Annotated in this window: 20 protein-coding genes and 6 pseudogenes; 9 read left to right on the top strand and 17 right to left on the bottom strand. The window is 61.6% G+C overall.

Going from position 1 to position 26262, the window contains the following annotated elements:
* Positions 1-330, bottom strand: a complete 330-nt coding sequence (locus JCM21793_RS06550; RefSeq protein ID WP_025029849.1) for a DMT family transporter — start codon at positions 328-330, stop codon at positions 1-3.
* Positions 331-438: 108 nt separating this feature from the next.
* Between JCM21793_RS06550 and JCM21793_RS06545 the strand changes: the two genes are divergently transcribed.
* On the top strand, positions 439-864 hold the full coding sequence (locus tag JCM21793_RS06545) for an HIT family protein (RefSeq protein WP_007006725.1): 426 nt from the start codon (positions 439-441) through the stop codon (positions 862-864).
* 1 nt (position 865) lies between these two features.
* Here JCM21793_RS06545 and JCM21793_RS06540 read toward each other — a convergent pair whose 3' ends face one another.
* From JCM21793_RS06540 to clpS, 4 genes and pseudogenes are all read right to left on the bottom strand, one after another.
* Positions 866-1216, bottom strand: coding sequence for an AzlD domain-containing protein (locus JCM21793_RS06540; RefSeq protein WP_025029848.1), 351 nt, complete (start codon positions 1214-1216; stop codon positions 866-868).
* Positions 1213-1962, bottom strand: a complete 750-nt coding sequence (locus JCM21793_RS06535) for an AzlC family ABC transporter permease (protein ID WP_025029847.1) — start codon at positions 1960-1962, stop codon at positions 1213-1215. Before JCM21793_RS06535 ends, JCM21793_RS06540 begins: the two co-directional genes overlap by 4 nt.
* A gap of 110 nt (positions 1963-2072) precedes the next feature.
* Positions 2073-4531, bottom strand: a pseudogene (clpA, locus tag JCM21793_RS24525) (ATP-dependent Clp protease ATP-binding subunit ClpA).
* Between the two features lie 8 nt (positions 4532-4539).
* Positions 4540-4869 (bottom strand): ATP-dependent Clp protease adapter ClpS, encoded by a 330-nt coding sequence (gene clpS, locus JCM21793_RS06525; protein WP_007006729.1) that lies wholly within the window; start codon positions 4867-4869, stop codon positions 4540-4542.
* A 437-nt stretch (positions 4870-5306) separates the two neighbouring features.
* On the opposite strand from clpS, the pseudogene JCM21793_RS31405 reads away from it, so the two are divergent.
* Positions 5307-6571 (top strand): annotated as a pseudogene (locus tag JCM21793_RS31405) (serine hydrolase).
* A gap of 47 nt (positions 6572-6618) precedes the next feature.
* Here the strand turns inward: JCM21793_RS31405 and JCM21793_RS06515 are convergent.
* The 8 genes and pseudogenes from JCM21793_RS06515 to JCM21793_RS06475 all read right to left on the bottom strand — a co-directional run bounded on the left by JCM21793_RS06515 (position 6619) and on the right by JCM21793_RS06475 (position 14095).
* Positions 6619-7314: a DnaJ domain-containing protein gene (locus JCM21793_RS06515; RefSeq protein ID WP_025029846.1), complete on the bottom strand. Its 696-nt coding sequence runs from the start codon at positions 7312-7314 to the stop codon at positions 6619-6621.
* A pseudogene (locus tag JCM21793_RS24515) lies at positions 7311-8047 on the bottom strand (vWA domain-containing protein). The gene JCM21793_RS06515 and the pseudogene JCM21793_RS24515 overlap by 4 nt, the downstream one beginning before the upstream one ends.
* Positions 8048-8113: 66 nt before the next feature.
* Positions 8114-8548 (bottom strand): DUF1489 family protein, encoded by a 435-nt coding sequence (locus JCM21793_RS06505; RefSeq protein WP_025029845.1) that lies wholly within the window; start codon positions 8546-8548, stop codon positions 8114-8116.
* Positions 8549-8620: 72 nt separating this feature from the next.
* Positions 8621-10021: an L-serine ammonia-lyase gene (locus tag JCM21793_RS06500; protein ID WP_025029844.1), complete on the bottom strand. Its 1401-nt coding sequence runs from the start codon at positions 10019-10021 to the stop codon at positions 8621-8623.
* 592 nt (positions 10022-10613) lie between these two features.
* The gene (locus JCM21793_RS06490) at positions 10614-11423 is read right to left on the bottom strand and encodes a YdcF family protein (protein WP_025029843.1); all 810 of its coding nucleotides are present in this window, start codon (positions 11421-11423) and stop codon (positions 10614-10616) included.
* A gap of 41 nt (positions 11424-11464) precedes the next feature.
* Positions 11465-12947, bottom strand: a pseudogene (gene gatA / locus JCM21793_RS24510) (Asp-tRNA(Asn)/Glu-tRNA(Gln) amidotransferase subunit GatA).
* Positions 12948-13007: 60 nt separating this feature from the next.
* Positions 13008-13295 (bottom strand): Asp-tRNA(Asn)/Glu-tRNA(Gln) amidotransferase subunit GatC, encoded by a 288-nt coding sequence (gene gatC, locus JCM21793_RS06480; protein ID WP_007006738.1) that lies wholly within the window; start codon positions 13293-13295, stop codon positions 13008-13010.
* A gap of 92 nt (positions 13296-13387) precedes the next feature.
* Positions 13388-14095 (bottom strand): metal-dependent hydrolase, encoded by a 708-nt coding sequence (locus JCM21793_RS06475; RefSeq protein WP_025029842.1) that lies wholly within the window; start codon positions 14093-14095, stop codon positions 13388-13390.
* Positions 14096-14482: 387 nt separating this feature from the next.
* Here JCM21793_RS06475 and ruvX point away from each other — a divergent pair, with 387 nt between their 5' ends.
* Positions 14483-14968, top strand: a complete 486-nt coding sequence (ruvX, locus tag JCM21793_RS06470; protein ID WP_025029841.1) for a Holliday junction resolvase RuvX — start codon at positions 14483-14485, stop codon at positions 14966-14968.
* Here the strand turns inward: ruvX and JCM21793_RS06465 are convergent.
* A pseudogene (locus JCM21793_RS06465) lies at positions 14914-15245 on the bottom strand (DUF6105 family protein). The gene ruvX and the pseudogene JCM21793_RS06465 overlap by 55 nt on opposite strands.
* A complete protein-coding gene (locus JCM21793_RS06460; protein ID WP_025029839.1) occupies positions 15245-15817 on the bottom strand; it encodes a hypothetical protein in 573 nt (190 codons plus the stop codon). Before JCM21793_RS06460 ends, JCM21793_RS06465 begins: the two are co-directional and overlap by 1 nt.
* A 429-nt stretch (positions 15818-16246) precedes the next feature.
* Between JCM21793_RS06460 and JCM21793_RS06455 the strand changes: the two genes are divergently transcribed.
* Positions 16247-17185: an AEC family transporter gene (locus JCM21793_RS06455; RefSeq protein ID WP_025029838.1), complete on the top strand. Its 939-nt coding sequence runs from the start codon at positions 16247-16249 to the stop codon at positions 17183-17185.
* Here the strand turns inward: JCM21793_RS06455 and JCM21793_RS06450 are convergent.
* Positions 17167-18795, bottom strand: coding sequence for an acyl-CoA dehydrogenase family protein (locus JCM21793_RS06450; RefSeq protein ID WP_025029837.1), 1629 nt, complete (start codon positions 18793-18795; stop codon positions 17167-17169). The two genes, JCM21793_RS06455 and JCM21793_RS06450, sit on opposite strands and share 19 nt — an antisense overlap.
* Before the next feature lie 204 nt (positions 18796-18999).
* On the opposite strand from JCM21793_RS06450, the pseudogene JCM21793_RS24505 reads away from it, so the two are divergent.
* From JCM21793_RS24505 to dprA, 4 genes and pseudogenes are all read left to right on the top strand, one after another.
* Positions 19000-19961, top strand: a pseudogene (locus JCM21793_RS24505) (aspartate carbamoyltransferase catalytic subunit).
* Complete coding sequence (locus JCM21793_RS06440; RefSeq protein ID WP_025029836.1) at positions 19958-21244, top strand: dihydroorotase; 1287 nt, start codon at positions 19958-19960, stop codon at positions 21242-21244. Before JCM21793_RS24505 ends, JCM21793_RS06440 begins: the two are co-directional and overlap by 4 nt.
* Before the next feature lie 29 nt (positions 21245-21273).
* Entirely contained in the window at positions 21274-21888 is a 615-nt protein-coding gene (gene plsY, locus JCM21793_RS06435) for a glycerol-3-phosphate 1-O-acyltransferase PlsY (protein WP_025029835.1), read from the top strand.
* Positions 21885-23018, top strand: a complete 1134-nt coding sequence (gene dprA, locus JCM21793_RS06430) for a DNA-processing protein DprA (RefSeq protein WP_025029834.1) — start codon at positions 21885-21887, stop codon at positions 23016-23018. The genes plsY and dprA overlap by 4 nt, the downstream gene beginning before the upstream one ends.
* Here dprA and JCM21793_RS06425 read toward each other — a convergent pair.
* Positions 22980-23210 carry a hypothetical protein gene (locus JCM21793_RS06425; protein ID WP_007006748.1) on the bottom strand — a complete coding sequence of 77 codons (231 nt, stop codon included), beginning with the start codon at positions 23208-23210 and terminating at the stop codon, positions 22980-22982. The two genes, dprA and JCM21793_RS06425, sit on opposite strands and share 39 nt — an antisense overlap.
* A 427-nt stretch (positions 23211-23637) precedes the next feature.
* On the opposite strand from JCM21793_RS06425, the gene topA reads away from it, so the two are divergent.
* On the top strand, positions 23638-26259 hold the full coding sequence (gene topA, locus JCM21793_RS06420; RefSeq protein ID WP_025029833.1) for a type I DNA topoisomerase: 2622 nt from the start codon (positions 23638-23640) through the stop codon (positions 26257-26259).
* Positions 26260-26262 lie beyond the last annotated feature (3 nt).

Below are 26262 nucleotides of genomic sequence, written 5' to 3'. Positions count from 1 at the left end.
TCAGTGCATGACCGATTTCGAAAAGAGATTGATCACCAGAACGCCGGCGATGATGAGCCCGACGCCAAAAAGCGCCGGAGCGTCGAGCGCCTGCTGAAACCAGAGCCAGCCTATGGCGGTGATGAACACGATGCCGGCACCCGACCAGAGTGCGTAGACGATGCCGACCGACATGGTGCGCAGCGTGAGCGAAAGGAAGAAGAAGGCAACCGCATAGCCGATGAGCGTGACCAGCGACGGCATGAGGCGCGTGAACCCCTCGGTCTGCTTGAGTGCCGTCGTCGCCACCACCTCGAACAGAATGGCAACGATCAGATAAAGATAGGTCACGGTCTGCACCTTCTGGATAACGCTACGAATCACTCAACACCGGGAGTTGACGGCCCGGACATTAGCGCAGAAAAATGCGGCGGCAATTGCCTGACACAAGAGGTTCCTATGACCAGTGCCGCCTATGACAACGACAACGTATTCGCAAAAATCCTGCGCGGCGAACTGCCCTCTCACAAGCTCTATGAGGATGACGAGACCCTTGCGTTGATGGACATCATGCCGCGCGGCGATGGCCACTGTCTCGTCATACCGAAGAAGCCCTCACGCAACATTCTTGATGTCGATGCAGACAGCCTCGCGGCGGTGATGCGCACAGTCCAGAAGCTTGCCCGCGCCGCAAAATCAGCCTTCGATGCGGATGGCGTGACCATCCAGCAGTTCAATGAACTGGCCGGCGGTCAGGTCGTGTTTCACCTGCATGTCCACATCATCCCGCGTTTTGAAGGCGTTGCACTGCGCCCGCACACCGGCGAGATGGCGGATCAGGCGGTGCTCGCCGAACAGGCTGAAAAAATCCGATCCCAGCTTTAGGTCAACCGATCAGGTAAAGCCCGGTCAAAAGAACGGTTTCGGCAACAACGATTCCGGCGAGAATCTGTTTGCGGGCGAGAAGATAGGCGGCGACCCCTGCAATCGCCGCACCCACCCTCAGGACAAGAGGGGAATCGGCAAGCGCGCCACTTGGGAAAACGATGAGATTGGCAATGACGGCAGCCACAAGCGCCGTCGCAACACAGCGCACAAAGACCAGAATGTCTGACTCCTCAGACATTTTGCCTCCGAGGTAGACACCGAGATAGCGCCACGAATCCGTTGCCAGCCAGCCGGCAAGCAGGATGAACAGATAGGGCCACCACCAGGCATCGAACGCGTCGAAACTCACTTGCCCATCTCCCGCCTCACACGCGAGCGGTGCCAGATATAGGCGGCGCCCCCTGCCACGCCGCCGGCAGCGAGCAGGTCGAAGCCCGGCAGGACAATATGGAACACCGGCCCGCTCGCCAGCCCCAGGATCATTGCCACATGCCCTGCCCGTTCGCGTGCCGACCCCCATAGCGAGGTCAGAAAATATATCGGCGTCAGGAAGAACAGCGCTGCCGTCACCTGTACGGGCAGGCTTTCAGCCAAAAGGAAAACGGTTGCGACCACGCCCATGTTCACCAGAACGAGCGTGGAACCTATACCGGTGTAGTACGCCGTCCGCAGATGGCGCGGTACATGCCTGAAACTTTCCATGGCGAGCACCCAGGAGGTGATCGCGACAAAGTGGGAAAGGACGTAGAGAACCCATTTTCGGGTTCCGGGCGTACGCATTTCCGGCGTCAAGGCAACAACCATTGGCGCCAGACGAACTGATGAAAGGGCGACAGCGAAGGCTGCGGCAATCAGACTGTTGCCCGCCAGAACCGCGCCGACCAGAACGACCTGTGCAGGCAGGGCCCAGACAACGCCCGTCATGAAAACGGTCTGGGGAAGCGTAAGCCCAGCTTCTCGCGCAAGGCCGGCAAACCCGATGAACGCGCTTACCAGCACCAGGCCCGGTATCGAGAAGCAGCGCCGCACGCCCCGCAGATACCAGGCAAAGTGGCTTTCTTCGCTGCTCGATTCGGCTGTCGCATTCTCACTCATCGCTTCAACGACCTAGCACAGCCCTGCCCGGTGGGCGATACGACGAAGGCGTGGGTGCTTGGGACACCCACGCCTTCGAAATTAGTCCACTCGAGAACCGTTTCCGGCTATCAGCTCTTGCGCGGCAACTGCGGCACGAGGCTGCGCTTGGGCGGATCCTTGGGCTTTTGCGCCTTGGGTTTGGCAGCCGATTTGGGCTTGCGCGTTTTCCTGGCAGCCGGCTTCGCCTTCTTCTTGGCCGGAACCTCCTCGCGCGGCTTGATCGGCGCATCGTCGGGCACGGCGTCAAGCTTCAGGCGGCTCTCACCCGTATCGTCCTTCTCGACGGTTACGCGGACCGTACCGCCCTTCTTGAGCCGGCCGAAAAGCACCTCGTCTGCGAGTGGCTTCTTGATATGCTCCTGAATGACACGTCCAAGAGGACGCGCGCCCATCCGTTCGTCATACCCCTTGTCGGCAAGCCAGGCGACGGCATCCTCCGAGAGATCGAAGGTGACGCGGCGCTCGGCAAGCTGTGCCTCGAGCTGCATGACAAACTTCTGCACGACCTGATGAATGACCGGGACCGGCAGAGCGCCAAACGGGATAACGGCGTCCAGGCGGTTGCGGAATTCCGGGGTAAAGAGGCGGTTGATCGCCTCCATATCGTCACCTTCACGCTTCGACGATCCGAAACCGATGGCTGGCTTGGCCATATCGGATGCGCCCGCATTGGTCGTCATGATGAGGATCACATTGCGGAAATCGATGCTCTTGCCGTTGTGGTCCGTAAGCTTGCCGTGATCCATCACCTGCAACAGGATGTTGAACAGATCCGGATGCGCCTTCTCGATTTCGTCGAGAAGCAGCACGCAATGCGGATGCTGGTCGACACCGTCGGTCAGCAGGCCACCCTGGTCGAAGCCGACATAACCGGGCGGAGCGCCGATCAGCCGCGAGACCGTATGGCGCTCCATGTATTCCGACATGTCGAAGCGAAGGAGCTCCACACCAAGCGATGCCGCAAGCTGTTTGGCGACCTCGGTCTTGCCAACACCCGTGGGGCCCGAGAACAGATAGGAGCCAATCGGCTTCTCAGGCTCCCGCAGGCCGGCACGTGCCAGCTTGATCGCCGAAGAAAGCGCCGTGATGGCTGCGTCCTGCCCGTAAACGACCCGCTTCAGCTCGTCCTCAAGCGTCGCCAGAACCTTCTCGTCATCGGCCGAAACGGTTTTTGGCGGGATGCGGGCCATGGTGGCAATCGTCGCCTCGATTTCCTTGACGTTGATCGTCTTGCGTCGTTTCGATTCCGGCAGCAGCTTTTGCGATGCGCCGGTTTCGTCCAGCACGTCGATTGCCTTGTCGGGCAGTTTGCGGTCGTTGATATAGCGCGCGGAAAGTTCCACCGCCGCCTTCACGGCTTCATTTGTGTAGCGGACCTTATGGAAATCCTCGAAATAGGGTTTTAGCCCCTTCATGATCTCGATGGCGTCCTCAACCGTCGGCTCGCTGACGTCGATCTTCTGGAAGCGGCGTACCAGCGCACGGTCTTTTTCGAAAACTGCCGGAACTCCTTGTAGGTGGTGGAGCCAATGCAGCGAATCGAGCCGGACGATAAGGCAGGCTTCAGGAGATTGGACGCGTCCATCGCACCGCCGGACGTTGCGCCTGCGCCGATGACTGTGTGAATTTCGTCGATGAATAGAACCGCGCCGGGATAATCCTCCAGCTCCTTCACGACCTGCTTCAGGCGTTCCTCGAAATCACCACGATAGCGTGTCCCGGCCAGAAGCGTGCCCATATCGAGGGCGAAAATCGTCGCGTCCGCCAGAACATCCGGCACATCGCCCTCGACGATGCGCTTGGCGAGCCCCTCGGCAATCGCCGTCTTGCCGACGCCGGGATCGCCAACGTAAAGCGGGTTGTTCTTGGAGCGGCGGCACAGGACCTGGATCGTGCGGTTGATCTCGGGCGCGCGCCCGATCAGAGGATCGATACGGCCTGCCCGCGCCTTCTCATTGAGGTTGACGCAATAGGCGGTGAGCGCGTCCTGCGCCTGTTTCTTCTTGCCGCCCTCTTCCGCCTCCGCACCCGGTGCGCCGGCGTCGTCGTCTTCTGCACCGCGGGGCGTTCTTGCCTCCGACCCACCGGGCCGCTTGGCGATGCCATGACTGATATAGTTGACCGCGTCGTAACGGGTCATCTGCTGTTCCTGCAGAAAATAGGCCGCATGGCTTTCGCGTTCGGCGAAAATCGCCACGAGCACGTTCGCCCCGGACACCTCTTCGCGCCCGGACGACTGCACATGGATGACAGCGCGCTGGATGACGCGCTGGAAGCCTGCGGTCGGCTTGGAATCCTCGTCATAGCCCGTGACGAGGTTATCGAGTTCGCCGTCGATATATTTGACCACCGTATCCTTGAGCGCATCGAGATCGACATTGCAGGCCCGCATGACGGCTGCAGCGTCCGAATCGTCGATCAGCGCCAGGAGCAGGTGCTCGAGCGTCGCATATTCATGGTGGCGCTCATTGGCGAAGGTGAGCGCCTGATGCAGTGCCCGCTCCAAGCCTTGGGAAAAAGCCGGCATTCAGTACCTCATTTCTTTTCCATCACGCATTGAAGTGGATGCTGATTCTGCCGGGCGAAATCCATCACCTGCGTCACCTTGGTCTCAGCCACTTCGAACGTGAACACGCCACATTCACCAACACCGTGATTGTGTACGTGCAGCATAATTCTGGTCGCGGCCTCGCGATCCTTCCTGAAGAATCGCTCAAGCACGTGAATGACGAACTCCATGGGCGTGTAATCGTCATTCAGCAACAACACACGATAGAGGCTCGGCTTCTTCGTCTTGGTTTTCGTACGCGTGATGACCGCAGTCCCGCGGTCGGAACTGTCACCGTCATCCTCGCCATCCTGCATTCGCCAGGCGTCGTGCTGCATGGCTTCACCGATATTCAAAAATTCCATTCCCTGTGCCGAGCCCTTACGTGGGACATGTAGGTACCCTTCCGACAATTTTAAGCCCTTATGCGTTCCTGACAATATGGGTGAAAGCCTTTTGCGTTCAAAACTACGCCATCATGACAGTTGATCCGTCTTCGCCACCCTTTGACCGGAAAGATCGTTCGATTTCGAGTCAATGTTAAGAAATTCCGTCAACGAATGGCTCACCATAAACGGATTGGTAACGCCGACGCCGATAGGGTGATGGGAAATGGGCCAGCGAGTGGGGATGCTTCGCGGCCTGAAACCAGATGCAAATGGGTGTAATCGTGCGTCAGGCGTTGTTGGGTAGAGCGAATCTTGTGCGGCTCTCAGGCAGGATTCTCACGGCACTTTTCGTTTCAGGTATCGTCATGCTGGGCGCGGCGGAGCAGGCTTCCGCAAACGCCAAATATGCGGGCATCGTCATGGACGCAAAGACCGGCAAGGTGCTTTACGAATCGAATGCCGACGCGCCACGCTACCCGGCCTCGCTCACCAAGATGATGACGGCCTACATGATTTTCGAGGCTCTTTCGAGCGGACGCATCAAAAAGGATACGCGCGTCCCCGTGTCACGCAATGCGGCGGCCGAGCCACCGACGAACATCGCGCTGCGCCCCGGCGACAGCCTGACTGTCGATCAGGCGGTCCGGGCACTCGTAACCCGCTCCGCAAACGACGCGGCAACCGCCGTTGCCGAGTTTCTCGGCGGTTCGGAAGCCAAGTTCGCATCCATGATGACGGCGAAAGCGCGTCAGCTCGGCATGTCCCGCACCACGTTCAAGAACGCGCACGGCCTTCCCAACAGCCGGCAGAAGACAACCGCGCGCGACATGGCCAAGCTCAGCATCGCCCTGCGCGAGCACTATCCGCAGTACTACAGCTATTTTCAGACCACTTCCTTCACCTACAAGAAGCGCCGCTACGGCAACCACAATCGCCTTCTCGGGCGCGTCAACGGCGTCGACGGCATCAAGACCGGCTATACGCGCGCTTCCGGTTTCAACCTCGCCAGCTCCGTGCAGGCAAATGGCCGCAGCATCGTCGCCGTGGTTCTGGGCGGCCGCACGTCGCGCAGCCGCGACGCGCACATGGCCGATCTGATCAAGCGCTACCTGAACAAGGGCTCCACCGGGCGGGACCGCATGCTGATCGCCAAGGCGCCAGGCGGCGCCCGCACCGCGCTTGCAGCAATGATTCCCGGCAAGCAGGTGCCTCTGCCGACCGAGCGTCCGGAAGCCGAAACGCTGACGGCCTACGCGCCGGAAGCCCCGGTCAAGGCCGCTGCTGTCATGAACACTGCCGTGCCGCGCCCCCGTGCGGCTGTTGCGGCGGTCGACCCTATGCCCACGGCTTCCACCGCGCCCGAGCCGCAGGGGCGCGCCTCCGCAGGCGGCTGGGTGATCCAGGTCGCATCGATGCCGAGTGAGGATGAAGCCTCATGTTCCTCGCCGAAACCGAGAAGAAGGCCGGCCAGGTGCTCGCACGGGCCGTGCCGATCACCGAAACGTTCGAAAAGGGCGGCATCACCTATCATCGCGCGCGCTTCGTCGGGTTCGACAGCAAGTCCGATGCATGGGGCGCCTGTGCGTCGCTCAAGAAGAAAAGCATCTCCTGCTACGCCGTGCAGCAGTAAGACCGGAGTTGAAGATGAGTCAGGACAGCGTCGCGCGTAGCGGGAATTCAGTGATGAGTGGACAGCAGAATATCGCGCGCCTCGTTGATGCGGGCGGCAAGAGACGAGGTTCCTCCCATGTCGGGATGCAGGCGCTGCATCAGGCGGCGGTGAGCCTGTCTGATCTGCGCAACGGTCGCACCTCGTTCAAGACCAAGGACCTCATAGGCCTCCTCCTCGGTCATGGGGCCCGTGCCCGGCGCAACTCCCTCCCCCCGGTCGCCATCCGACTGCGTGCTGTCGCGCCAGGCGGGGAATTCGCTGTCAAGATAGGTTTCGAGAAGCCTTAGGCTCTCCTCGTCGCGTTCGAGCTCGGCGTAGAGCGAAAGCAGTTCTTCCTGCGTCATGTCCGCGAGCCGGCGTCCTTCGTGCCGACCGGCCAGGACCACACCGGACAATTTTCCGCTATCGTGATCGAGTTCCATCTCGATGGCAGCGGAGCGCACGGTTGAGCGCTGGCCAGGCGTTTTGGCCCGTCCCATCCTCAGCCGCGCTGAACCGAACCAGGCGGCGGCTGCCGAAATAAGCATTCCGCCGATTCCCGCCCTGCCCGCAAAGAGCATCACCACGCCGGAAAGCGCCAGCACCGCCGGGCCGGCTATTCGCAGTGTATCTGCCACCCGCTTCGGGCTCGCATTAACGAATGCAAGCCCCCCGAGAACCAGAAGCAGCAGAAGCCCAAAGAGAAAGAAGGGAAAGGTCATCGGTCTTTTCCGCCGCGCAGGTGCTCCAGCATCCGGCGATCTTCCGGCCGGTTGCGATCGCTGAGTGCCTTCAGCCCACCCGTTGCATAGACGGCGACGGCGGACAGGAGCCTGCCGAGTTCCGCTGCCGAACGTGAATCGAACCGAAACCACGCCCCCTTCGACAGTCGGGCGATCTCACGGAAAGCACGCTCTGCGACGGGATCGTGCCCCTCCTGAAAGACGAAGACCGGGACGCCGCTCAGGCCAAGCCGCCCGGCCCTGTCGGAAAGCTCGTCCACGCTCTCCTCCATGCATCGCCAATATAGACAAGCGCGTTGATCTTTTCGCGCGCCGTTTCCTTCAGCGCATGTGCAAGCACCTTGCCGATCTGCGTGTGGCCGCCGCGACAGTCGATCTTCGTCATCAGCGTTTTCAACGCATCGGTATCGCGCACGAAACGCGAGGCGCGGCTTTCGCCAAAACCGCGGAAGTAGACGAGCTGAACATTGAGTGCACCGGCCTTGCCGACTGCATCGAACATTTCCGCCTGAAGCTTGCAGGCGAGATCCCAGGTCGGCTGACGGCTCATCGTCGCGTCGAGCGCCAGAATCAGGCGGCCTGTGCCCGTTCCGTGTACCGGCGCAACGGCACGGGCATGCCGAACGAAGGCGTCGATCGCGCCCGAAGTGGACCTGGGCGCGGCGAGATCGGCTTTGGCGCGGTGTGGTGCAGGCGTTTTCTTGTCGCTCATAGTGAGAAAGATGGGCGTGTTCGGACCGGTTGCAAGGCTGACGACAAGCCTGCGCCAGAACGGTCGCTACAGCAAGCCGAGTTCAGAGAGTTCGCGGCGCAGTTCCTGAGGCATCGCGGCATCGTCTCCCGCGCTGCCAATATCGGCCGGCGCGTCCTTCGCATCCAGATAGCGCCACCCCTGAAAGGCCCGGCGTGGCTGAAATTGCGTGCGCACCAGTCTGGGCTCCAGAACGAGATGGCAGCGGGACACACCCTCCGCGTCACGAAACGGCCGTATGTCAACAAGCCGTTGTCGGCATTGAACCGACCCCTTGATCACCCAGTAGAGCGAGCCACCTTCCGTCAGTTCCTCCACGCGTTTGGGCACCATGCGGGTCGTGTGGAAGTGTTCGGCCGGCTCGCCACGCGCCTTTTTTTCGCGAACGCGCAGCGCGATCCAGTCTTCCAGTTGCTCGACGCTTTCACAGCCGACGCACAATTTTATGAGATTCAGTGCCATGTCCTGAATGTCGGGTGGCAGGCAGTGAAGGTCAAGCGCGGCCCGTGCGCTCTCCACAGTGTCTGAACGCGCTCAGCACTCGACGACATTGACCGCAAGGCCGCCAAGGCTTGTTTCCTTGTAGCGTTCGTTCATGTCCATTCCGGTCTGTCGCATGGTCTCCACCGCAGCGTCCAGAGAGACGAAATGTTTGCCGTCGCCCTTTACGGCCAGTGAAGCCGCCGTGACGGCTTTGACAGAGCCCAGCGCATTGCGTTCGATGCAGGGAACCTGCACCAGCCCGGCAACCGGGTCGCACGTCATGCCCAGGTGATGTTCAAGCGCGATCTCGGCGGCATTTTCGACCTGCTCCGGCGTACCGCCCAAAACGGCGGCAAGGCCTGCGGCAGCCATGGCGGAGGCCGACCCGACCTCGCCCTGGCAGCCCACCTCAGCCCCGGAGATGGAGGCGTTGTGCTTGACGATGCCGCCAATGGCCGCCGCCGTCAGCAGGAAATCGCGGATGCCGTTGGTGTCCGCATCCACATGGAATTTCTGCCAGTAGCGCATGACGGCCGGCACCACACCTGCCGCGCCATTGGTCGGCGCGGTCACCACACGTCCGCCGCTGGCGTTTTCCTCGTTCACGGCCATCGCAAAAACGGAAAGCCAGTCGTTTGCTGCCAATGGGTTGGGACGGTTCTGACGCCAGTCCTCGTCCAGCTTTTCGTGCAGATGACGGGCGCGACGACGCACATTGAGGCCGCCTGGCATGACACCGTCCTGCGAGAGGCCGCGTTCGATACACGCGTCCATCGCCTGCCAGATGCGGTCCAGCCCGGTATCGAGCTCGGCCCGCGTCATGTGTTTTTCTTCGTTCGCCCGTTTCATCTCGGCAATGGAGAGCCCGCTCTCAGCCGCCATGGCGAGCATTTCGCGGGCGCTGGCGAAGGGAAACGGTACATCGTCCTTTGCGGGCTTCGCGGATTCGTTCTTGAGTGTCTGAAGCTCTTCCTCGGAAACCACGAAACCGCCGCCGATGGAGTAATAGATCCGCCGCAGGAGAAGCCTGTCATCCACATCATGGGCGTTGAATGCCATGCCATTGGCATGCCCCGGCAGAGCCTGCTTTTTGTCCAGCACAAGATCGGTTTCCGGGTCGAAGTGGTAAAGCGGATGCCCTGCCGGCCGCACCATCTTTTCGGCGGCGATGGTGGCGAGTTGCCCGTCCATCCGGTCGGGATCAACGGTCAGCGGATTGTAGCCTGCAAGCCCGAGTATGACCGCCCGGTCCGTGCCGTGCCCGACACCGGTAAAGGCGAGAGAGCCATGCAGGCTCACCGAGAGCCGGTGCACGGCGCTTCCCGCCGGGCGCGGCCAGTCATCGCCCGCGATCTCGGCCAGAAATCGCTCCGCCGCCGTCATCGGCCCCATCGTGTGCGAGCTGGACGGTCCGATGCCGATCTTGAACAGGTCGAAAACGGAAAGGAACATGGGCGAAGGCTCCGGACTGTAACCACACGGAGGATTCCCGTGGTCTGCGGCCATTAGCAGGTTGTGGCGCGGCATGCTCTGGTGTGACCGCGACATGCGAAGATGTAGGCCATTTCCCCGAACAAGCAAAGGGCGCAGCGGTTGCGCTGCGCCCTTCAACTTTAAAGAACCGATATTGTGCGGTTTTGCTGGTAGTTCAGCCTGCCGTTGCTACGACCGCTGCCGTTTCGGCGCCAATCAAGAGCCATGCCAGAAAGATTATTCCCGCAAGCCCGATCACTGCTTTGGCGGTCACGCCCCAGCAGGATCTCTCAACGCTATCGTCCATGCATATCCCGTTTTGTTATCCGATCTCCGAACGGGATGATCCCGATCGCCGATCCGTGACGGCGGGAGATACTCCTCCGCGCAGGCTTCCGCAAGTCCAAAAACGGCAAAATGACGACTGCAAAACAGGTAAGAAGCCTTAGAAAACCGGGCTTCTATAGCGCAATCAATCACTTGCAGGCGTAAAGGAATTTTCAAGAGTTGTGGCGAAATGCGGACAAATTTGCTGCATTGCACCATCACACCCTGATAATGAGACCACGACTCATTGCGATGATGCCTCCGGAGCAGGCAGGAACGTGTCTGTCCTGCCCGCGATGCGATAGGCGGCAAGGCCGATCCACTCGCGTATTCCGACCGTGACATTGCGCAGAGAATCGAGCGCGTTGTCTTCCGCGAAGCCCGGCTTCTCATTGCCGGCCGTCTTATAATCGACCGGCCATGGCGTCACAGGGAAACCGGCCTTGCGGAACACCCCGACGGCGCGCGGCATGTGGAAGGCGGAGGTGACGAGCAGCCATGTCTCACCTGCCGCCGGCTGCACCATCTCTCTGGAAAAGGCAGCGTTCTCATAGGTATCGCGCGAGCGATTTTCGAGGATGAGGCCGTCCGGGTCGACGCCCAGTGCGGTCAAAAGGCGCGGTGCGGTGTCCGCATCGCCCTCACCGCTCAGGAATACAGCGCCCTGCCCGCCGGAAATGAGAATTCTTGCCTGCGGGTAGCGGCGCGCAAGGATGGCTGCTTCCACGAAACGATCGCCGCTGGCGTTCAACTCGTGGCCGCCGCGTGTACTGTTGATGGAGCCTTCCAGCCCACCACCCAGAACAACGATACCGTGAACCCTCTCCGGCACGGGGTCAGGCTTCTGAAAACGGTCTTCTAGCGGTCCGAGAACGAGCGCGCCAAGCGTCGTCCAGGCGGACAGAAAGAGAACCAGAAAAGAGAAACCGCCTGCCATCATGGACAGGCGGCGCCAGCCGAAAAAAGCGGTGACCAACGACACCGCAATCAGGATTGCGGCAAGGCCGAGTGGCTGCAGGAACAGCCAGCCAATCGCAGAGATGAAATGGAACATGACGCGGCCTTTCTATCAGGAAGCGAGCCGCGCCATGGGCATTACCACCACCTGTTCGGTGCGAAACGGCCTGCGGCCTGTTCGATCACGTGTGCTGTGCGGAACAGCGTTTCTTCCTCAAACGGCTTGCCGATGAGCTGCAGGCCGAGTGGCAGCCCCTTTGCGTCAAGTCCGGCCGGCACCGCGATGCCCGGAAGGCCCGCCATGTTCACCGTCACGGTGAAAATGTCGTTCAGATACATCTTCACCGGATCGGACGCCATCTCCTGATCAGCAACGCCGAAGGCGGCCGAGGGCGTGGCCGGTGTCAGGATCGCATCCACGCCCTGATCGAAAACCTGCTCGAAGTCGCGCTTGATGAGCGTGCGCACCTTCTGCGCCTTCAGGTAGTAGGCGTCGTAGTAGCCGGCCGACAGCACATAGGTGCCGATCATGATGCGGCGCTTGACCTCACGGCCAAAACCGGCGGCACGGGTCTGCTCATACATGTCGGCAATGTCCTTGCCGGGGACGCGCAGGCCATAACGCACGCCGTCATAGCGCGCGAGATTGGAAGAGGCTTCTGCCGGTGCCACGATGTAATAGGCCGGCAGCGCGTATTTTGTATGCGGCAGCGATATGTCGACAATCTCCGCGCCCGCATCGCGCATCCAGTCGATGCCCTGTTTCCACAGTGCCTCGATTTCCTCCGGCATGCCGTCCAGGCGGTATTCGCGCGGAATGCCGATCTTCATGCCCTTGACCGACCGGCCGATGGCAGCTTCATAGTCCGGTACCGGAAGATCGACTGAGGTCGTGTCCCTGTCATCGACGGACGCCATGGATTTCAGAAGGATTGCCGCATCGCGCACGTCGCGCGCAATCGGCCCTGCCTGATCGAGCGAGGAGGCGAAGGCCACCGTGCCCCAGCGCGAACAGCGACCATAGGTCGGCTTGATGCCGACCGTGCCGGTGAAGGCGGCGGGCTGGCGGATCGAGCCGCCGGTGTCCGTTGCGGTCGCGCCCGCGCACAGGAGTGCCGCTACGGCTGCCCGCCGAACCGCCCGAAGAGCCGCCGGGAACGAGGTCGGCATTGGAGCCTTCGGCGCGCCATGGGTTGATGACCGGACCATAATAGGAAGTCTCGTTCGACGAGCCCATGGCGAACTCGTCCATGTTGAGCTTGCCGAGCATCACTGCGCCATCAGCCCAAAGATTGGCCGTGACGGTGGATTCGTATTTGGGCCTGAAACCATCAAGGATGTGGCTTGCTGCCTGGGTGTGGACGTCCTGCGTGGCAAAAAGATCCTTGATGCCGAGCGGAATGCCTTCCAGCGCGCCCGCCTCGCCCCTGGCAATCTTTTCGTCACTCGCCTTTGCCATCGCCTGCGCCTTGTCGTGCGCTACGGCGACATAGGCGTTCAGCTTTTCGTTGGCCGAGTCGATGGCCGAAAGATAGGCCTCGGTCAGTTCGGTGGCGGTGAAAGCTTTGGCGGCGAGCTTTTCGCGCGCTTCGGCGATTGTGAGTTTGGTGAGCTCTGTCATGGAAGATCCGTGAAAATCCGGAGGCCCGTCAGGGCAAATGGGTTTGGAAGCGGGGCGCTCTTATTCGACCACTTTGGGAACGACGAAGAAATTGTCTTCCGAAGCAGGCGCATTGGCGACGATATCGTCAGCCTTGCTGCCGTCGGTCACACCGTCCTGGCGCTTCTTCATCGCCATCGGGATGACGGAGGTCATCGGCTCGACGCCCTCGACATTCACTTCGTTCAGTTGCTCGACGAAACCGAGAATGGCGTTCAGTTCGCCGGTCATGCGCTCTGCATCGGCCTCATCAACGGCAATGCGGGAAAGGCGCGCAACGCGCTTCACGGTATCGATGTCCACGGACATGGTTTTCTCCAGGCGCTTATTGGCTGCGCCACGGCTATAATCGGCGCGCGGGCGGCGTGCAACCGCCAACGCGCTCCGGCGCACCGGAATTGCTATAGCGAAATCGTCTCGCCGACCTTCAGCGCCGGCACGTTCACGCCCGAACCTTCCATCCCCTCGATGAATTTCTGCGCGGTCTGATCGATGATCGGGAACGTGCCGAAATGGCAAGGCAGCACCGTCTCGAACTTGAAATAGCGCCGGCAGGCAAGGGCCGCGACCGCCCCACCCATGGTGAAGCGGTCGCCAACCGGGACAAGACCGATATCGGGCTGATGCAGTTCCTGAATCAGCGCCATGTCGCCGAAAATGTCGGTGTCGCCCATATGATAGAGCGTTTTGTCCCCGGGGAAGTGCAGGACAAGACCGGCGGGATTGCCCAGATACGTGTTCGCACCGCCCTCGCCCGCAGACGATGAGGAATGCAGCGCGTTGACGAAGGTGGTGGTGAAGCCGCCGCAATCGACGGTGCCGCCGTGGTTGCCGGGGTTGATGCGGTTCTGGTCCACGCCCTTGCCCACAAGGAACATGCAGATTTCGAAATTGGCGACCAGCATGGCGCCGGTGTTCTTCAGAATATCAACTGCATCGCCGATGTGATCGTCATGACCGTGGGTGAGCAACACATGTGTCACGCCTTCAGCCGGCTCCTCCCACCCATTGTTCCAGGAGGGGTTTCCGCTCAGAAAGGGATCGATCAGGATATGCGCATCGCCCGTATCCACGCGAAATGCGGAATGCCCGTACCAGGTCAGCTCCATGGAATTGTCCTCCTTGCCTGTTGTCGCCGCGCCGTCAGTGGCGGCTATCGCGCAATGGCGGCTTTTCGTGTAACCGCCGCAGCGCTAGGGTCAGGACCTATTAATATGGTCGCAATGGTCGGCCTGATTTGTGCGGATACGCGAAGCAGGACCTCAGGAAGACTTCACGTCTTTCAAGGTCTTGCGACAAAGTAGGCCGTGCAAATCAGGCCGATCCGAAGGACGCTCGATAGACCGGCGATCTGCCGCGTCAACCCCTTGACCGGGGGGAAGACCCCGCTCTGCGGGCTTCTCCTTGCATCTCTTGGTCTATCGATCGCCATTGTGATCATATTAATAGGTCCTGACCCTAGAACGATCCCACAGTCGTAATCGGAGAACACAGTTTTGTCAGTGGTTGACCTGCAGGAACTCCCCGCTTTTCTCGATGCAGGCCAGACGCTGGCCGGGCTCGATCTCGGCACCAGGACCATCGGGCTTTCGGTCTCTGATCGCGGACTGTCCCTGGCAACCCCCCGTCAGGTGATCATGCGCAAGAAGTTCACGCAGGACGCCGAAGCGCTGCTTGCCGCCTTCAAGCGCGACAATGTCGGCGGCATCGTCATCGGCCTGCCCGTCAACATGGATGGCAGCGAAGGTCCGCGCGCGCAGTCCACGCGCGCGTTCATTCGCAATCTGGAGCGGCTGACCGAGCTTCCGGTCGCTTTCTGGGACGAGCGCATGTCGACGGTTGCCGCAGAGCGGGCGCTGCTGGAAATGGATGTATCGCGCAGGAAACGGGCGGAGCGGATCGATTCGGCCGCCGCCGCCTTCATCCTTCAGGGCGCGCTGGACAGGTTGCGCGCTTCGGGCGTTGCGTCGCCGGACCGATAGGCGGCGCGTTTCTCCCTGAACCAGCTCCATAGAGCTCGTCGGCGCCGGAAGGCAACGATGCCCAGAAGGATGAAGCTGTCGAGCACGCAGCGCGCGCCACCATGCCGGGAATGATCGCGGGATCGATGCCCAGAATGTCGCCATAGATCCGGAACAGGAGATCGTTCATCTCCCGGCTGAAAAAGCCGAGGCCGAAATTGATGTCATGATAGGACAGGCCGTACCAGCCCCAGAACAGGCCGAGCGGGAGCGCCCAGAAGATTAACAGGTAGCGCATTACGGGCTCCCGTGGTCGTTGGCGGGTGGTGAGAAACGCAGCCGGTGCCTTCGCGCAACACGGTCAGCCATTGTGTCGTGCGCGGCGTCAATGGTGCGCAGCGTCGAGACACGGGATGTGGCCCGCAGGGCCGGTGCCGCTTCTCCACTATCCACATCCGCTCCCTCACGGCGCAGAACCAGATGCGTCGCCAGCACGGCCAGGAACTTCATCATCATCGCGGCCGAGGGAGCGACTGTTGCCACCTTCGCGGCGAGCCCCGCGTAAGCGACATCCACCAGAAGCATGACGAGCGCAGCGGCGCAGGCAAGCCCGGCGAGATTTGCGGTCTCGCGCCGGGCCCCCTCCTCTAGCAGCGACACGAGCAGCGTCCATGCAAAGAGGGCGGCGACGAGCGCGTTGCCGAGCACCACGCCCAGATGGCCGAAAAACTGCGATGCGTGCCAGACGCTTTCCGCACCTGATGTGCCAGCGGGCACGACGATGCCGTCGGCGAGCGCCGCCGATCGGGCGGCAAGGCCGAAATTGACGGCCCAATAGACCGACAGAAGGATTGCGAATGTACGGTTCATGAGTCTCGCCTCTGGATGAGAAGCACACTGAACCGACGCAAATCGACCTGCAACGCTTACCAATCGTTAAGGTTAACTTTCACAGGCGGCGCGCACCCGTCCCGCGCTTTACAGTTTCAATATCGAACATTAGCTAGGGTCAGGACCCATTAATATGACCGCAATGGCGTTCGATAGACCAAGAGATGCGAGGAAAAGCCCGCAGAGCGGGGCCTTTCCCCGGTCAAGGGGTTTGACGCGGCAGGTCGCTGGTCTATCGAGCGTCCTTCGGATCGGCCTGATTTGCACGGCCTACTTTGTCGCAAGGCCTTGAAAGACATGAAATCTTCCTGCGGCCTTGCTTCGCGTATCCGCACAAATCAGGCCGACCATTGCGGCCATATTTATGGGGCCTGACCCTAGAAGAACCCTCCTGCCGTCGGATTCCCCATGTTCGCGATTTTCGAAAGCATCCTTCCGATCTTCCTGCTCATCATTGCGGGCAATATGCTGCGGCGGTCTCCCCTCATCCGGGATGAGACGTGGCCGGGGCTCGAGCAGCTTTGCTACTGGTTCCTCTACCCGGCGCTGCTTTTCATCACGATTGCCAACGCCGATTTCTCACAACTCCGGCTCGATGCCCTGCTCGGCGCGCTTTCGGTCTCGGTCTTTGCGATGATCTTGCTGGTCCTGGCGCTGTGGCCGGTGCTCAGGGCGAGCCGGTTGATCAGGCACAGTCAGTATTCTTCGCTGTTCCAGACGGCCGTGCGCTGGAACGGGTTTATGGCACTGGCTGTAGCGCAGAAACTCTTTCCGCCTGAGGGTGCCGCCGTGGTCGCGCTGGTGATGGCGACGATCATCATTCCCATCAACATCGCTTCTGTGTTCGTTGTGACGCGCTTCGCCGACAGCAGCGCATCCTGGTCGAAAGTGCTTCTGGACGTTGCGCGCAATCCGATGGTGCTGGCGGCGGCGGCGGCCGTCGTGCTGCGCTTCATGCCGTTCGGTCTCTATCCGCCGCTGAACCAGACGCTGGACCTGGTCGGACGCGCCGCGCTCGGCATGGGGCTTTTGACCATAGGTGCGAGCCTGCGCCCGGGCGATTTCCTCGCCGCACGGGCGGCACTTTGGACATCCGCTTTTTTAAAGCTGGTTTTCTTTCCGGTGTTGATGATCTCGATCGCGCTTGCCTTTGGCGTTTCGGGCCCGGCGCTCGATTATCTGGCACTTTGCGCTGCGGTCCCGACCGCAATGAACGGTTATCTTCTCGCACGACAGCTTGGTGGCGATGCACCGCTCTATGCGAGCATCACCACACTGCAGACGGCACTCGCCTTCTTCACGATACCGCTGGTTCTGACAGTTGTGGCTCAGCTCGTCTCGGGGTAAAGCACATCGAGGATGGAAGCCGCGTCATGGCGCGCATCCAGCATGCCATAGGTGCTGCGCCACTGGCCGGCCAGACGCGTCTCGATGAAGGCATCGGCAACACGGCCGGCGCCCATGCGCTTGAGTTCGGCCGCTGCAGCGGCGAGCGCGAGCTGCTCGGTCAGGATGCGCGCCGAGCCCTCGTCCGTCTGACACACGCGGGCTGCGGCGGCCAGAACCTCGAGCGTCGCTCCACCCTTTTCGCCAAGATCCCTGCCGATCATGCCCAGCACCTCGTCAAAAAGCCCGGCGTTGCGTTCGAGGACCCGCAGAACGTCGAGCCCCATCACATTGCCGGAGCCTTCCCAGATTGCGTTGACCGGGGCTTCACGGTAGTGACGGGCGAGCGGGGCCTCCTCGACATAGCCATTGCCGCCCAGGCACTCCATCGCCTCATAGGTGACGGCGGGCGCCAGCTTGCAGACCCAGTATTTGACCACCGGCGTCATGACGCGGGCGAAAGCCGCATCGCCGCGGCTGTCGGCCGCCTCGTCGAAGGAGCGCGCGAGCCGCATAGAAAGCGCCGTTGCGGCGGCGACGTCCAGAGCCATGTCGGCAAGCACGCGCATCATCAGCGGCTGCTCGATGAGCCGCGCGCCGAAAGCCTTACGGTGGCGCGTGTGATGCACGGCTTCCGCCAGTGCGGCACGCATCATGCCCGCTGAGCCCAGTGCACAGTCGAGCCGCGTCAGCGTCACCATGTCCATGATGGTGCGGATCCCACCACCCGGCTCGCCAACCAGTTCGCCCATCGTTCCGTGGAATTCCACTTCCGAGGACGCGTTCGAGCGATTGCCGAGCTTGTCTTTCAGGCGCTGGAGATGGAGGCCGTTTCCGGTGCCATCTTCAAGCACGCGCGGAACGAGGAAACAGGACAACCCCTTGTCGGCCTGCGCCAGGACGAGAAAGGCGTCCGACATCGGCGCCGACAGGAACCATTTGTGCCCGGTCAGGCGATAAATCTTGCCTTCAAGGCGTTCGGCGCGGGTCGTGTTTGCGCGCACATCGGTTCCGCCCTGTTTCTCGGTCATCCCCATGCCGATGGTGATGCCGCTTTTCTGAGCGACGGGCTTGTTCGAATGATCGTATTTGCGGACGGCCACACGCGGCGCCCAGCGGCGAAACAGCGTGTTGTCCGCCATCAGCGCCGCCAGCGAGGCATTCGTCATGGTCAGCGGGCACAGATGCCCGCATTCAAGCTGCGCAGTCAGATAAAAGCGCGCGGCGCGTATCTGGTGGCGATGGCCCGCCTCCGCTTCTGTCTTCTCCCAGATGGAGGAATGAAGCCCATTGGCGGCCGAACGGCGCATCAGTGCGTGATAGGCCGGGTGATACTCGACCAGATCGAGCCGGTTGCCGTATCGGTCATGGGTTCTGAGCTGGGGCGTCTCGGCATTGGCCAGCCGGGCCAGGTCGAGCGCCTCCTGATTGCGCACGAAACGCCCGAGCGTATCGAGCTCTTTGCGCACGGGCTCGGAAAACCGCTCCGCCGCCTGCATCAGCAAAGGATCGCTGCGCCAGGCATTGGTCCCGGCGATCGGAGGCGACTGGTTGGTTACTTCGTGCGTCACGGCTTCACTCTATCACAACAAAAATGCGGCGCGTCGGGAATCAAGGCGCGCTCGACGCTTCATAGTGGCAAGCACACCTTGCCAATCGATGAAAGCGCGATGAACCACAAAAACACAAAACCTGTTATTTGTGCCCCGTTGATGTGCTTCGCACGCGATGCCCGCTTGCAGCCCACCAGACTGCGGCCTATAGCAGCTCTTGAGATGACAAACGCCTCTTTCCCACTTTACCCGCACCGCCATCTGCTTGGCATCAAGGGGCTGTCGCCCCTCGACATCGAAACCCTTCTCGACCGGGCTGACGCCGCCGTTGCCATTTCACGGCAGCAGGAGAAGAAAACGGCCGCGCTGCGCGGCCGTACGCATATCAACCTTTTCTACGAAGCCTCGACACGCACCCAGTCTTCTTTTGAACTGGCCGGCAAGCGGCTGGGCGCGGATGTCATGAACATGTCGGTCGCAAGCTCCTCGACCAAGAAGGGCGAGACGCTGCTCGACACCGCGATCACGCTGAACGCCATGCGGCCCGACATTCTGGTGATCCGGCACGCGGCGGCCGGTGCTGCAGCCCTGCTCGCGCAAAAGGTTTCGTGCTCGGTCGTCAATGCCGGCGATGGTGCCCATGAGCACCCGACGCAGGCGCTGCTTGATGCGCTGACGATCCGCCGCGCGAAAGGCCGAATCGGCGGGCTCACCGTGGCGATCTGCGGCGATGTGCTGCATTCGCGCGTGGCGCGCTCGAACATCGTTCTGCTGAATGCAATGGGCGCGCGGGTGCGGGTCGTTGCGCCCTCGACGCTTCTTCCCGCCGGCATCGAACAGATGGGCGTCGAGCCCTTTACGCGCATGGATGAAGGCCTGAAAGGGGCGGACATCGTGATGATGCTGCGGCTCCAGCGTGAGCGGATGGCGGGATCGCTCATTCCCTCGGTGCGGGAGTATTTCCGCCATTTCGGCCTCGACGCAGAGAAACTGAAGGCTGCCAAGGACGACGTGCTGGTCATGCATCCCGGCCCCATGAATCGCGGCGTGGAAATCGCGTCCGAGATCGCCGACGGGCCGCAAAGCCTCATTCAGGAGCAGGTGGAGATGGGCGTGGCCGTGCGCATGGCGTGATGGAAGCGCTGCTCGATCCGCGACGCAATGCCGAGGGAGGCGCGGCATGAGCGCGACCGTCTTTCAGAACGCCCGTATCGTCGACCCCTCGCGCGGCATGGACGAAAACGGTTCGGTCATCGTCGCCGACGGCAAGATCGTTGCCGCCGGCGCTGACGCGCACAATCAGGGCGCGCCCGAGAACGCCCAGACCGTCGACTGCCGGGGGCATGCCATCCTTCCCGGACTGGTGGATTCGCGTGTGTTCATCGGTGAACCCGGCGCCGAACATCGCGAAACCATCGCCTCGGCGAGCCGGGCCGCTGCCGCAGGCGGCGTGACCTCGGTCATCATGATGCCCGATACAACGCCCGTGATCGACGATGTTGCGCTGGTTGAGTTCGTTAAACGCACCGCACGCGAAACGGCGACAGTCAATATTTTTCCTGCCGCCTCCGTGACCAGGGGCTTTGCCGGCAAGGAACTCTCCGAATTCGGCCTGCTGCGTGAGGCGGGCGCGGTCATGCTGACCGAGGGGCGTTCGACCATCGCCAACGCGCTGGTGATGCGGCGCGCCCTCACCTATGCCCGCGATCTCGGCATCACCATTGCTCACGAGACGCAGGACCCGCATCTGGCGTCCTCCGGCGTTATGAATGAAGGGCTTTTCGCAAGCTGGCTCGGGCTGCCCGGCATTCCACGAGAGGCCGAGACCATACCTCTCAGCCGCGATCTCATGCTCGCCGGACTGACCGGCGGACGCTATCACGCGGCCAAGATTTCCACCGCCATGTCGGCGGCAGCCATTGCCCGCGCCAAGAATGATGGCGCGGATGTCAGTGCCGGCGTCTCGATCAACCACCTGACTTTGAACGAGAACGATATCGGCGATTACCGCACCTTTTTCCGGCTTTCGCCCCCCTTGCGCACTGAGGATGACCGGCTCGCCATGGTGGAAGCGCTCAAAACGGGGGCGATCGACATTATTGTCTCCTCGCACGATCCGCAGGACGTGGATACGAAGCGCCTTCCCTTTGCCGAAGCCGAGGCCGGTGCCATCGGGCTTGAGACGCTTCTGGCGGCGGCCCTGCGCCTTTATCACAATGGCGACCTGCCGCTCATGCGTCTTGTCGAGTGCCTGTCCACCGCGCCGGCGCGTCTGTTCGGCCTGCCCGGCGGCACGCTGAAACCTGGAGCAGGCGCCGATCTGGTTTTGGTGGACCTCGACGCGCCGTGGATCGTGCGCGAGACGGATATTCGCTCACTTTCCAAGAACACGTGTTTCGAAGGTGCGCGAATGCAGGGCCGGGTCTTGCAAACAATGGTTGCAGGCCGCACAGTGTTCACGGCCTGAGTGAACGCAGTTTCAGGGGAGAGAGCCGCATGCCGGATCCCATCAGTTGGCAGCTAGCATTGCCCTATCTCGTGGCCGCGCTCCTTTTCGGCTATCTGCTCGGTTCCATTCCGTTTGGCCTTGTCGTAACGCGGCTTGCGGGCCTCGGCGATGTCCGCAAGATCGGCTCGGGCAATATCGGCGCAACCAATGTGCTGCGCACAGGCAACAAGATGCTAGCGGCCCTCACGCTCCTTGGCGACGCGCTGAAAGGCACGGTCGCCGTTCTGCTGGCCGGCCTTTACGGGCCCGATCAGGCTGTTGCGGCGGGGCTTGGCGCGTTTCTCGGCCATCTCTTTCCGGTCTGGCTCGGATTTCGCGGTGGCAAGGGCGTCGCCACCTATCTCGGTGTCCTGATCGCCATAGCCTGGCCGGGAGCTCTCATCTTTGCCGCAGTCTGGCTCGCGATTGCCGTCATCACCCGATATTCCTCGCTTTCCGCTCTTGTTGCCGCCATCGCCGTTCCGGTCGGCCTCTATCTTCTGGATTATGTCCAGGCGGCAGAACTTTTCGTTCTGATGAGCGTGATCGTGTTTATCAAACACCGCACCAACATCTCCCGGCTGATGGCGGGCACCGAGACCCGTATCGGGGGCAAGGGGTGAACGCGCCCGGCGAAGGCGCGCGGCTTAGCGACCGACAGCGCCTCGCCTGGCTTCAGCTGCTGCGCAGCGAGAATGTCGGCCCGGTGACATTCCGCCAGCTCGTCAATCATTATGGCTCCGCCGAAACAGCTCTGGAGATGCTGCCCGAGCTCGCACAGCGTGGCGGGGCAAAAAGACAGATCGTCATCGCCTCACGGGCCGATGCAGAGCGCGAAATGGAGGAAGCCCGTCGTCTGGGCGCCGCCTTCGTCGCCGTGGGCGAACCTGACTATCCGCCGCTGATGCGGCGCATGGACCAGCCCCCGCCCCTTCTGGCAATGAAGGGTGACCTCTCCATCGTGCACAGGCCGACGGTTGCACTGGTCGGCGCGCGAAACGCCTCCCTCACCGGCATGAAGATGGCCCGGCAACTGGCGGCCGCACTTGGAAGCGCCGGTTTTTCCGTTGCTTCCGGGCTGGCGCGGGGCATCGATGCCGCCGCTCACCAGGGCAGCCTCGACACCGGCACCATCGCCGCCCTTGCCGGCGGGCTGGACAAGCCCTATCCGCCCGAAAACTGCGCTCTTTTCGAGGAAATCGCAGAACGCGGGACCGTTCTCAGTGAGATGCCATTCGGATGGTCACCCCGGGCGCGTGATTTTCCGCGCCGCAACCGTCTCGTCGCGGGGATTGCCTTTGGCCTCGTTGTGGTGGAAGCCGCCAGGCGCTCCGGCTCCCTGATCAGTGCACGGCTGGCGGGAGAGATGGGGCGGCTTGTCTTTGCAGTGCCTGGATCGCCATTCGACCCCCGCACCGGCGGAACGAATGCTCTGCTCAAGGACGGAGCGATCCTCGTCACCGAAGCCGACGACGTGATTTCCCACATCGCGCCGCTGCTGGACAGGCCGATTTCGAGACCGGAAAACCTGGAAGAACCGCCGTCATTCTCGGCCGCTCCGCCACCCAGTGACAGCGACCGCGATCGCATCACCCAGGTGATGGGACCGTCACCCGTGCTGATAGACGAGATTATCCGTCATACGGGACTGCATCCATCGCAGGTGCTGACCGTCCTGCTCGAGCTCGATCTGGCTGGCCGGCTTGAACGGCATTCAGGAAGCGCGGTTTCGCTTCTTCCCCCGGACGTCTAGGTTGAGCCCGTTCCTTTCGAAGCGGTACGGCTGGTCGCCGCGGATGATGTCACCCGCCTCCAGATATGCCATCTCGATCATGTAAGCGAGCATCTCGCAGCGTTCTGCGAGCGCCATCGTCCGCAACTGACCGAGCATCGCCTGCATGTAGTCGAGCGCATCTGTTCGGCCCCCGCCGCAATGTTCGCCCATTCGCCGACACTCCCTTCCAGGAGCATCGGACCGAAAAGTGGAATCCGGTTTTCGGACTATTCCGATGCTCCACCAATAGTTTAGATCGTCCTTTGTGCGTCCGGATGGACGCAAGGAGATCTAGCGTGGCACCCCTTCGTGTTGCCCGATGCATTTTCGTGCTGCCTTCGTATGCTTTCGTGTTGCCCGCTACCTGCCGTCCCCGATCATTCTCCATTAAGGACCCAGATGGAGTATACACACCATTATAAACAAATAAACGGAAAATTTACGATAAACAAACCCTGTCCACAGGCGCTTTACAGCGGACGAAATTCCCATTGGCCCTTGACCGCACGAGAAAGCACGGCCATTTGACGAGGCTGGATTCGTTCAAATTGCGAGGCGCCGCGACACGCCGGATGCCTGCGGGGAAATCTGAAAGCTTATGGATCTCGTTATCGTCGAGTCGCCGGCAAAGGCGAAAACCATCAACAAATATCTGGGCTCGAACTACAAGGTTCTGGCTTCGTTCGGGCATGTGCGCGACCTTCCGCCCAAGGATGGCTCCGTGCGTCCCGACGAGGATTTCGCCATGTCGTGGAGCGTGGACAGTCCTTCCTCCAAGCGGCTCAGCGACATCGCCAAGGCTGTGAAGGATGCCGACACGCTGATCCTCGCCACCGACCCCGACCGCGAGGGTGAGGCGATTTCCTGGCATGTACTGGAAGTGCTGAAGCAGAAAAAGGTGCTGAAGGACAAGCCGGTCCAGCGCGTCGTTTTCAATGCCATCACCAAGAAGGCCGTGCTAGATGCGCTCTCTCATCCGCGTGAGGTGGATGCGCCGCTGGTCGATGCCTATCTTGCGCGCCGTGCGCTTGATTATCTGGTCGGTTTCACGCTCTCGCCCGTCCTGTGGCGCAAACTGCCAGGAGCGCGCTCGGCCGGCCGTGTGCAGTCGGTGGCGCTGCGGCTTGTCTGCGATCGCGAGGCGGAGATCGAGCGGTTTATCCGCGAGGATTACTGGCAGATCGCCGCCACACTCGCCACGCCGCGTCAGGAAAGCTTCGAGGCGCGGCTGACGACTGTCGATGGCAAGAAACTCCAGAAGCTCGACATCAAGAGCCAGGAGCAGGCTGACGACATCAAGGCGATGCTTGAAGGTGCCGCCTTCAAGGCTGTTTCTGTCGAAGCCAAGCCCACCCGGCGCAATCCCGCACCGCCCTTCACCACCTCCACCCTGCAGCAGGCCGCCTCCTCGCGCCTCGGTTTCGGTGCGTCGCGCACCATGCAAGTGGCGCAGCGCCTTTATGAGGGCATCGACATTGGCGGCGAGACAGCCGGCCTCATCACCTATATGCGTACCGACGGCGTTCAGATGGCGCCCGAGGCGCTCGATCAGGCGCGCAAGGCGATCGGCGTGGAGTTCGGCGAGCGCTATTTGCCCGAGAAGCCGCGCTTTTACTCGGTGAAAGCCAAGAATGCGCAGGAAGCGCACGAGGCAATCCGTCCGACCGATTTCTCCCGCACGCCCGATCAGGTACGCCGCTATCTCGATGCCGATCAGGCCCGTCTCTATGAAATGATCTGGAAACGGGCCATCGCCAGCCAGATGCAGCCGGCCGAGATCGAGCGCACCACGGTCGAAATCGTGGCCGAGAATGGTGGCCGCAATGCCGGCCTGCGTGCGGTCGGGTCAGTGATCCGGTTTGAGGGTTTCCTTGCCGCCTATGCGATCGACAAGGACGAAAACGCCGAGGACGAGGAAAGCCGCCGCCTGCCCGAAATCCACGAGGGCGAGGCGCAGACGCGCGAGAAGATCGACGCCACCAAGCATACGACCGAGCCGCCGCCGCGCTACTCGGAAGCCTCGCTGATCAAGAAGATGGAAGAGCTCGGCATCGGCCGCCCCTCCACCTATGCGGCGACGCTCAAGACGCTTGAGGATCGTGACTATGTGACGATCGAGAAGCGCAGGCTCATGCCGCAGGCCAAGGGCCGGCTCGTGACCGCATTCCTCGAAAACTTCTTCGAACGCTATGTGGAATACGATTTCACGGCGGACCTTGAGGAAAAGCTCGACAGGATCTCCGACGGCCAGCTTTCCTGGAAGGAGGTTCTGCGTGACTTCTGGCAGGACTTCTCCGGCCATGTGGACGAAATCAAGGAACTGCGTGTCACGAATGTTCTCGATGCGCTGAACGAGGAGCTTGCGCCGCTGGCGTTTCCGGCCAAGGAAGACGGGACCGATCCGCGCGCCTGTCCGCGCTGCGGAACCGGTCAGCTTTCGCTGAAACTCGGTCGCCACGGCGCGTTTGTCGGCTGTTCCAACTATCCCGAATGCGGCTTTACCCGTCAGTTCGGCGAGGCCGGCAATGGCGAGAATGGCGAAAACGGACTCGATGGCGACAAGGTTCTCGGCAAGGACCCGCACACCGAAGAAGAGATCACGCTGCGCTCCGGTCGGTTCGGCCCCTATGTCCAGCGGGGCGAAGGCAAGGAAGCCAAGCGCGCCGGCCTGCCAAAGGGCTGGTCGCCCGATTCCATCGACATCGAGAAGGCACTGGCGTTGCTCGCCCTCCCTCGCGATGTCGGCCAGCATCCCGAATCCGGAAAGATGATTTCAGCCGGCATCGGGCGCTATGGTCCCTTCCTGCTGCATGACGGGGCCTATGCCAATCTCGAGAGCGTCGAGGACGTGTTCTCCATCGGTCTCAACCGCGCCGTCACCGTGATTGCGGAGAAGAAAGCCAAGGGCGGACGTGGACGCTCGACGCCCGCAGCCCTCAAGGAGCTTGGCGATCATCCCGACGAGGGCGGCAAGATCACCGTCCGCGACGGGCGCTATGGACCATATGTCAATCACGGCAAGGTCAATGCGACACTTCCCAAGGGCAAGGAGCCGATGGATGTGACGCTTGAGGAAGCGCTGGAACTGATCGCAGCCAAGGCTGCCAAGGGCAGCAAGAAGAAGCCTGCCGCAAAGAAAAAGGCGCCCGCGAAGAAGGCGACAACGACCAAGAAGGCCACCGCGGCAAAGAAAAAGACCGCAGCCAAGAAAGAGGAATAACGC

The sequence above is a fragment of the Nitratireductor aquibiodomus NL21 = JCM 21793 genome (genome assembly GCF_000615975.1).
GTDB classification, from domain to species: Bacteria; Pseudomonadota; Alphaproteobacteria; order Rhizobiales; family Rhizobiaceae; genus Nitratireductor; species Nitratireductor aquibiodomus.
This window is presented reverse-complemented; position numbering and strand designations above follow the sequence as displayed.

What these genes read in the sequence shown, in the direction of transcription:
- JCM21793_RS06490 (WP_025029843.1), bottom strand. Translation starts at nt 11,423, where the DNA reads ATGTTCCATTTCATCTCTGCGATTGGCTGGCTGTTCCTGCAGCCACTC.
- JCM21793_RS06460 (WP_025029839.1), bottom strand. Translation starts at nt 15,817, where the DNA reads ATGAACCGTACATTCGCAATCCTTCTGTCGGTCTATTGGGCCGTCAAT.
- clpS (WP_007006729.1), bottom strand. Translation starts at nt 4,869, where the DNA reads ATGCAGGATGGCGAGGATGACGGTGACAGTTCCGACCGCGGGACTGCG.
- plsY (WP_025029835.1), top strand. Translation starts at nt 21,274, where the DNA reads ATGCCGGATCCCATCAGTTGGCAGCTAGCATTGCCCTATCTCGTGGCC.
- JCM21793_RS06535 (WP_025029847.1), bottom strand. Translation starts at nt 1,962, where the DNA reads ATGAGTGAGAATGCGACAGCCGAATCGAGCAGCGAAGAAAGCCACTTT.
- JCM21793_RS06455 (WP_025029838.1), top strand. Translation starts at nt 16,247, where the DNA reads ATGTTCGCGATTTTCGAAAGCATCCTTCCGATCTTCCTGCTCATCATT.
- JCM21793_RS06505 (WP_025029845.1), bottom strand. Translation starts at nt 8,548, where the DNA reads ATGGCACTGAATCTCATAAAATTGTGCGTCGGCTGTGAAAGCGTCGAG.
- topA (WP_025029833.1), top strand. Translation starts at nt 23,638, where the DNA reads ATGGATCTCGTTATCGTCGAGTCGCCGGCAAAGGCGAAAACCATCAAC.
- JCM21793_RS06425 (WP_007006748.1), bottom strand. Translation starts at nt 23,210, where the DNA reads ATGGGCGAACATTGCGGCGGGGGCCGAACAGATGCGCTCGACTACATG.
- gatC (WP_007006738.1), bottom strand. Translation starts at nt 13,295, where the DNA reads ATGTCCGTGGACATCGATACCGTGAAGCGCGTTGCGCGCCTTTCCCGC.
- JCM21793_RS06545 (WP_007006725.1), top strand. Translation starts at nt 439, where the DNA reads ATGACCAGTGCCGCCTATGACAACGACAACGTATTCGCAAAAATCCTG.
- JCM21793_RS06500 (WP_025029844.1), bottom strand. Translation starts at nt 10,021, where the DNA reads ATGTTCCTTTCCGTTTTCGACCTGTTCAAGATCGGCATCGGACCGTCC.
- JCM21793_RS06440 (WP_025029836.1), top strand. Translation starts at nt 19,958, where the DNA reads ATGAGCGCGACCGTCTTTCAGAACGCCCGTATCGTCGACCCCTCGCGC.
- JCM21793_RS06475 (WP_025029842.1), bottom strand. Translation starts at nt 14,095, where the DNA reads ATGGAGCTGACCTGGTACGGGCATTCCGCATTTCGCGTGGATACGGGC.
- JCM21793_RS06515 (WP_025029846.1), bottom strand. Translation starts at nt 7,314, where the DNA reads ATGACCTTTCCCTTCTTTCTCTTTGGGCTTCTGCTGCTTCTGGTTCTC.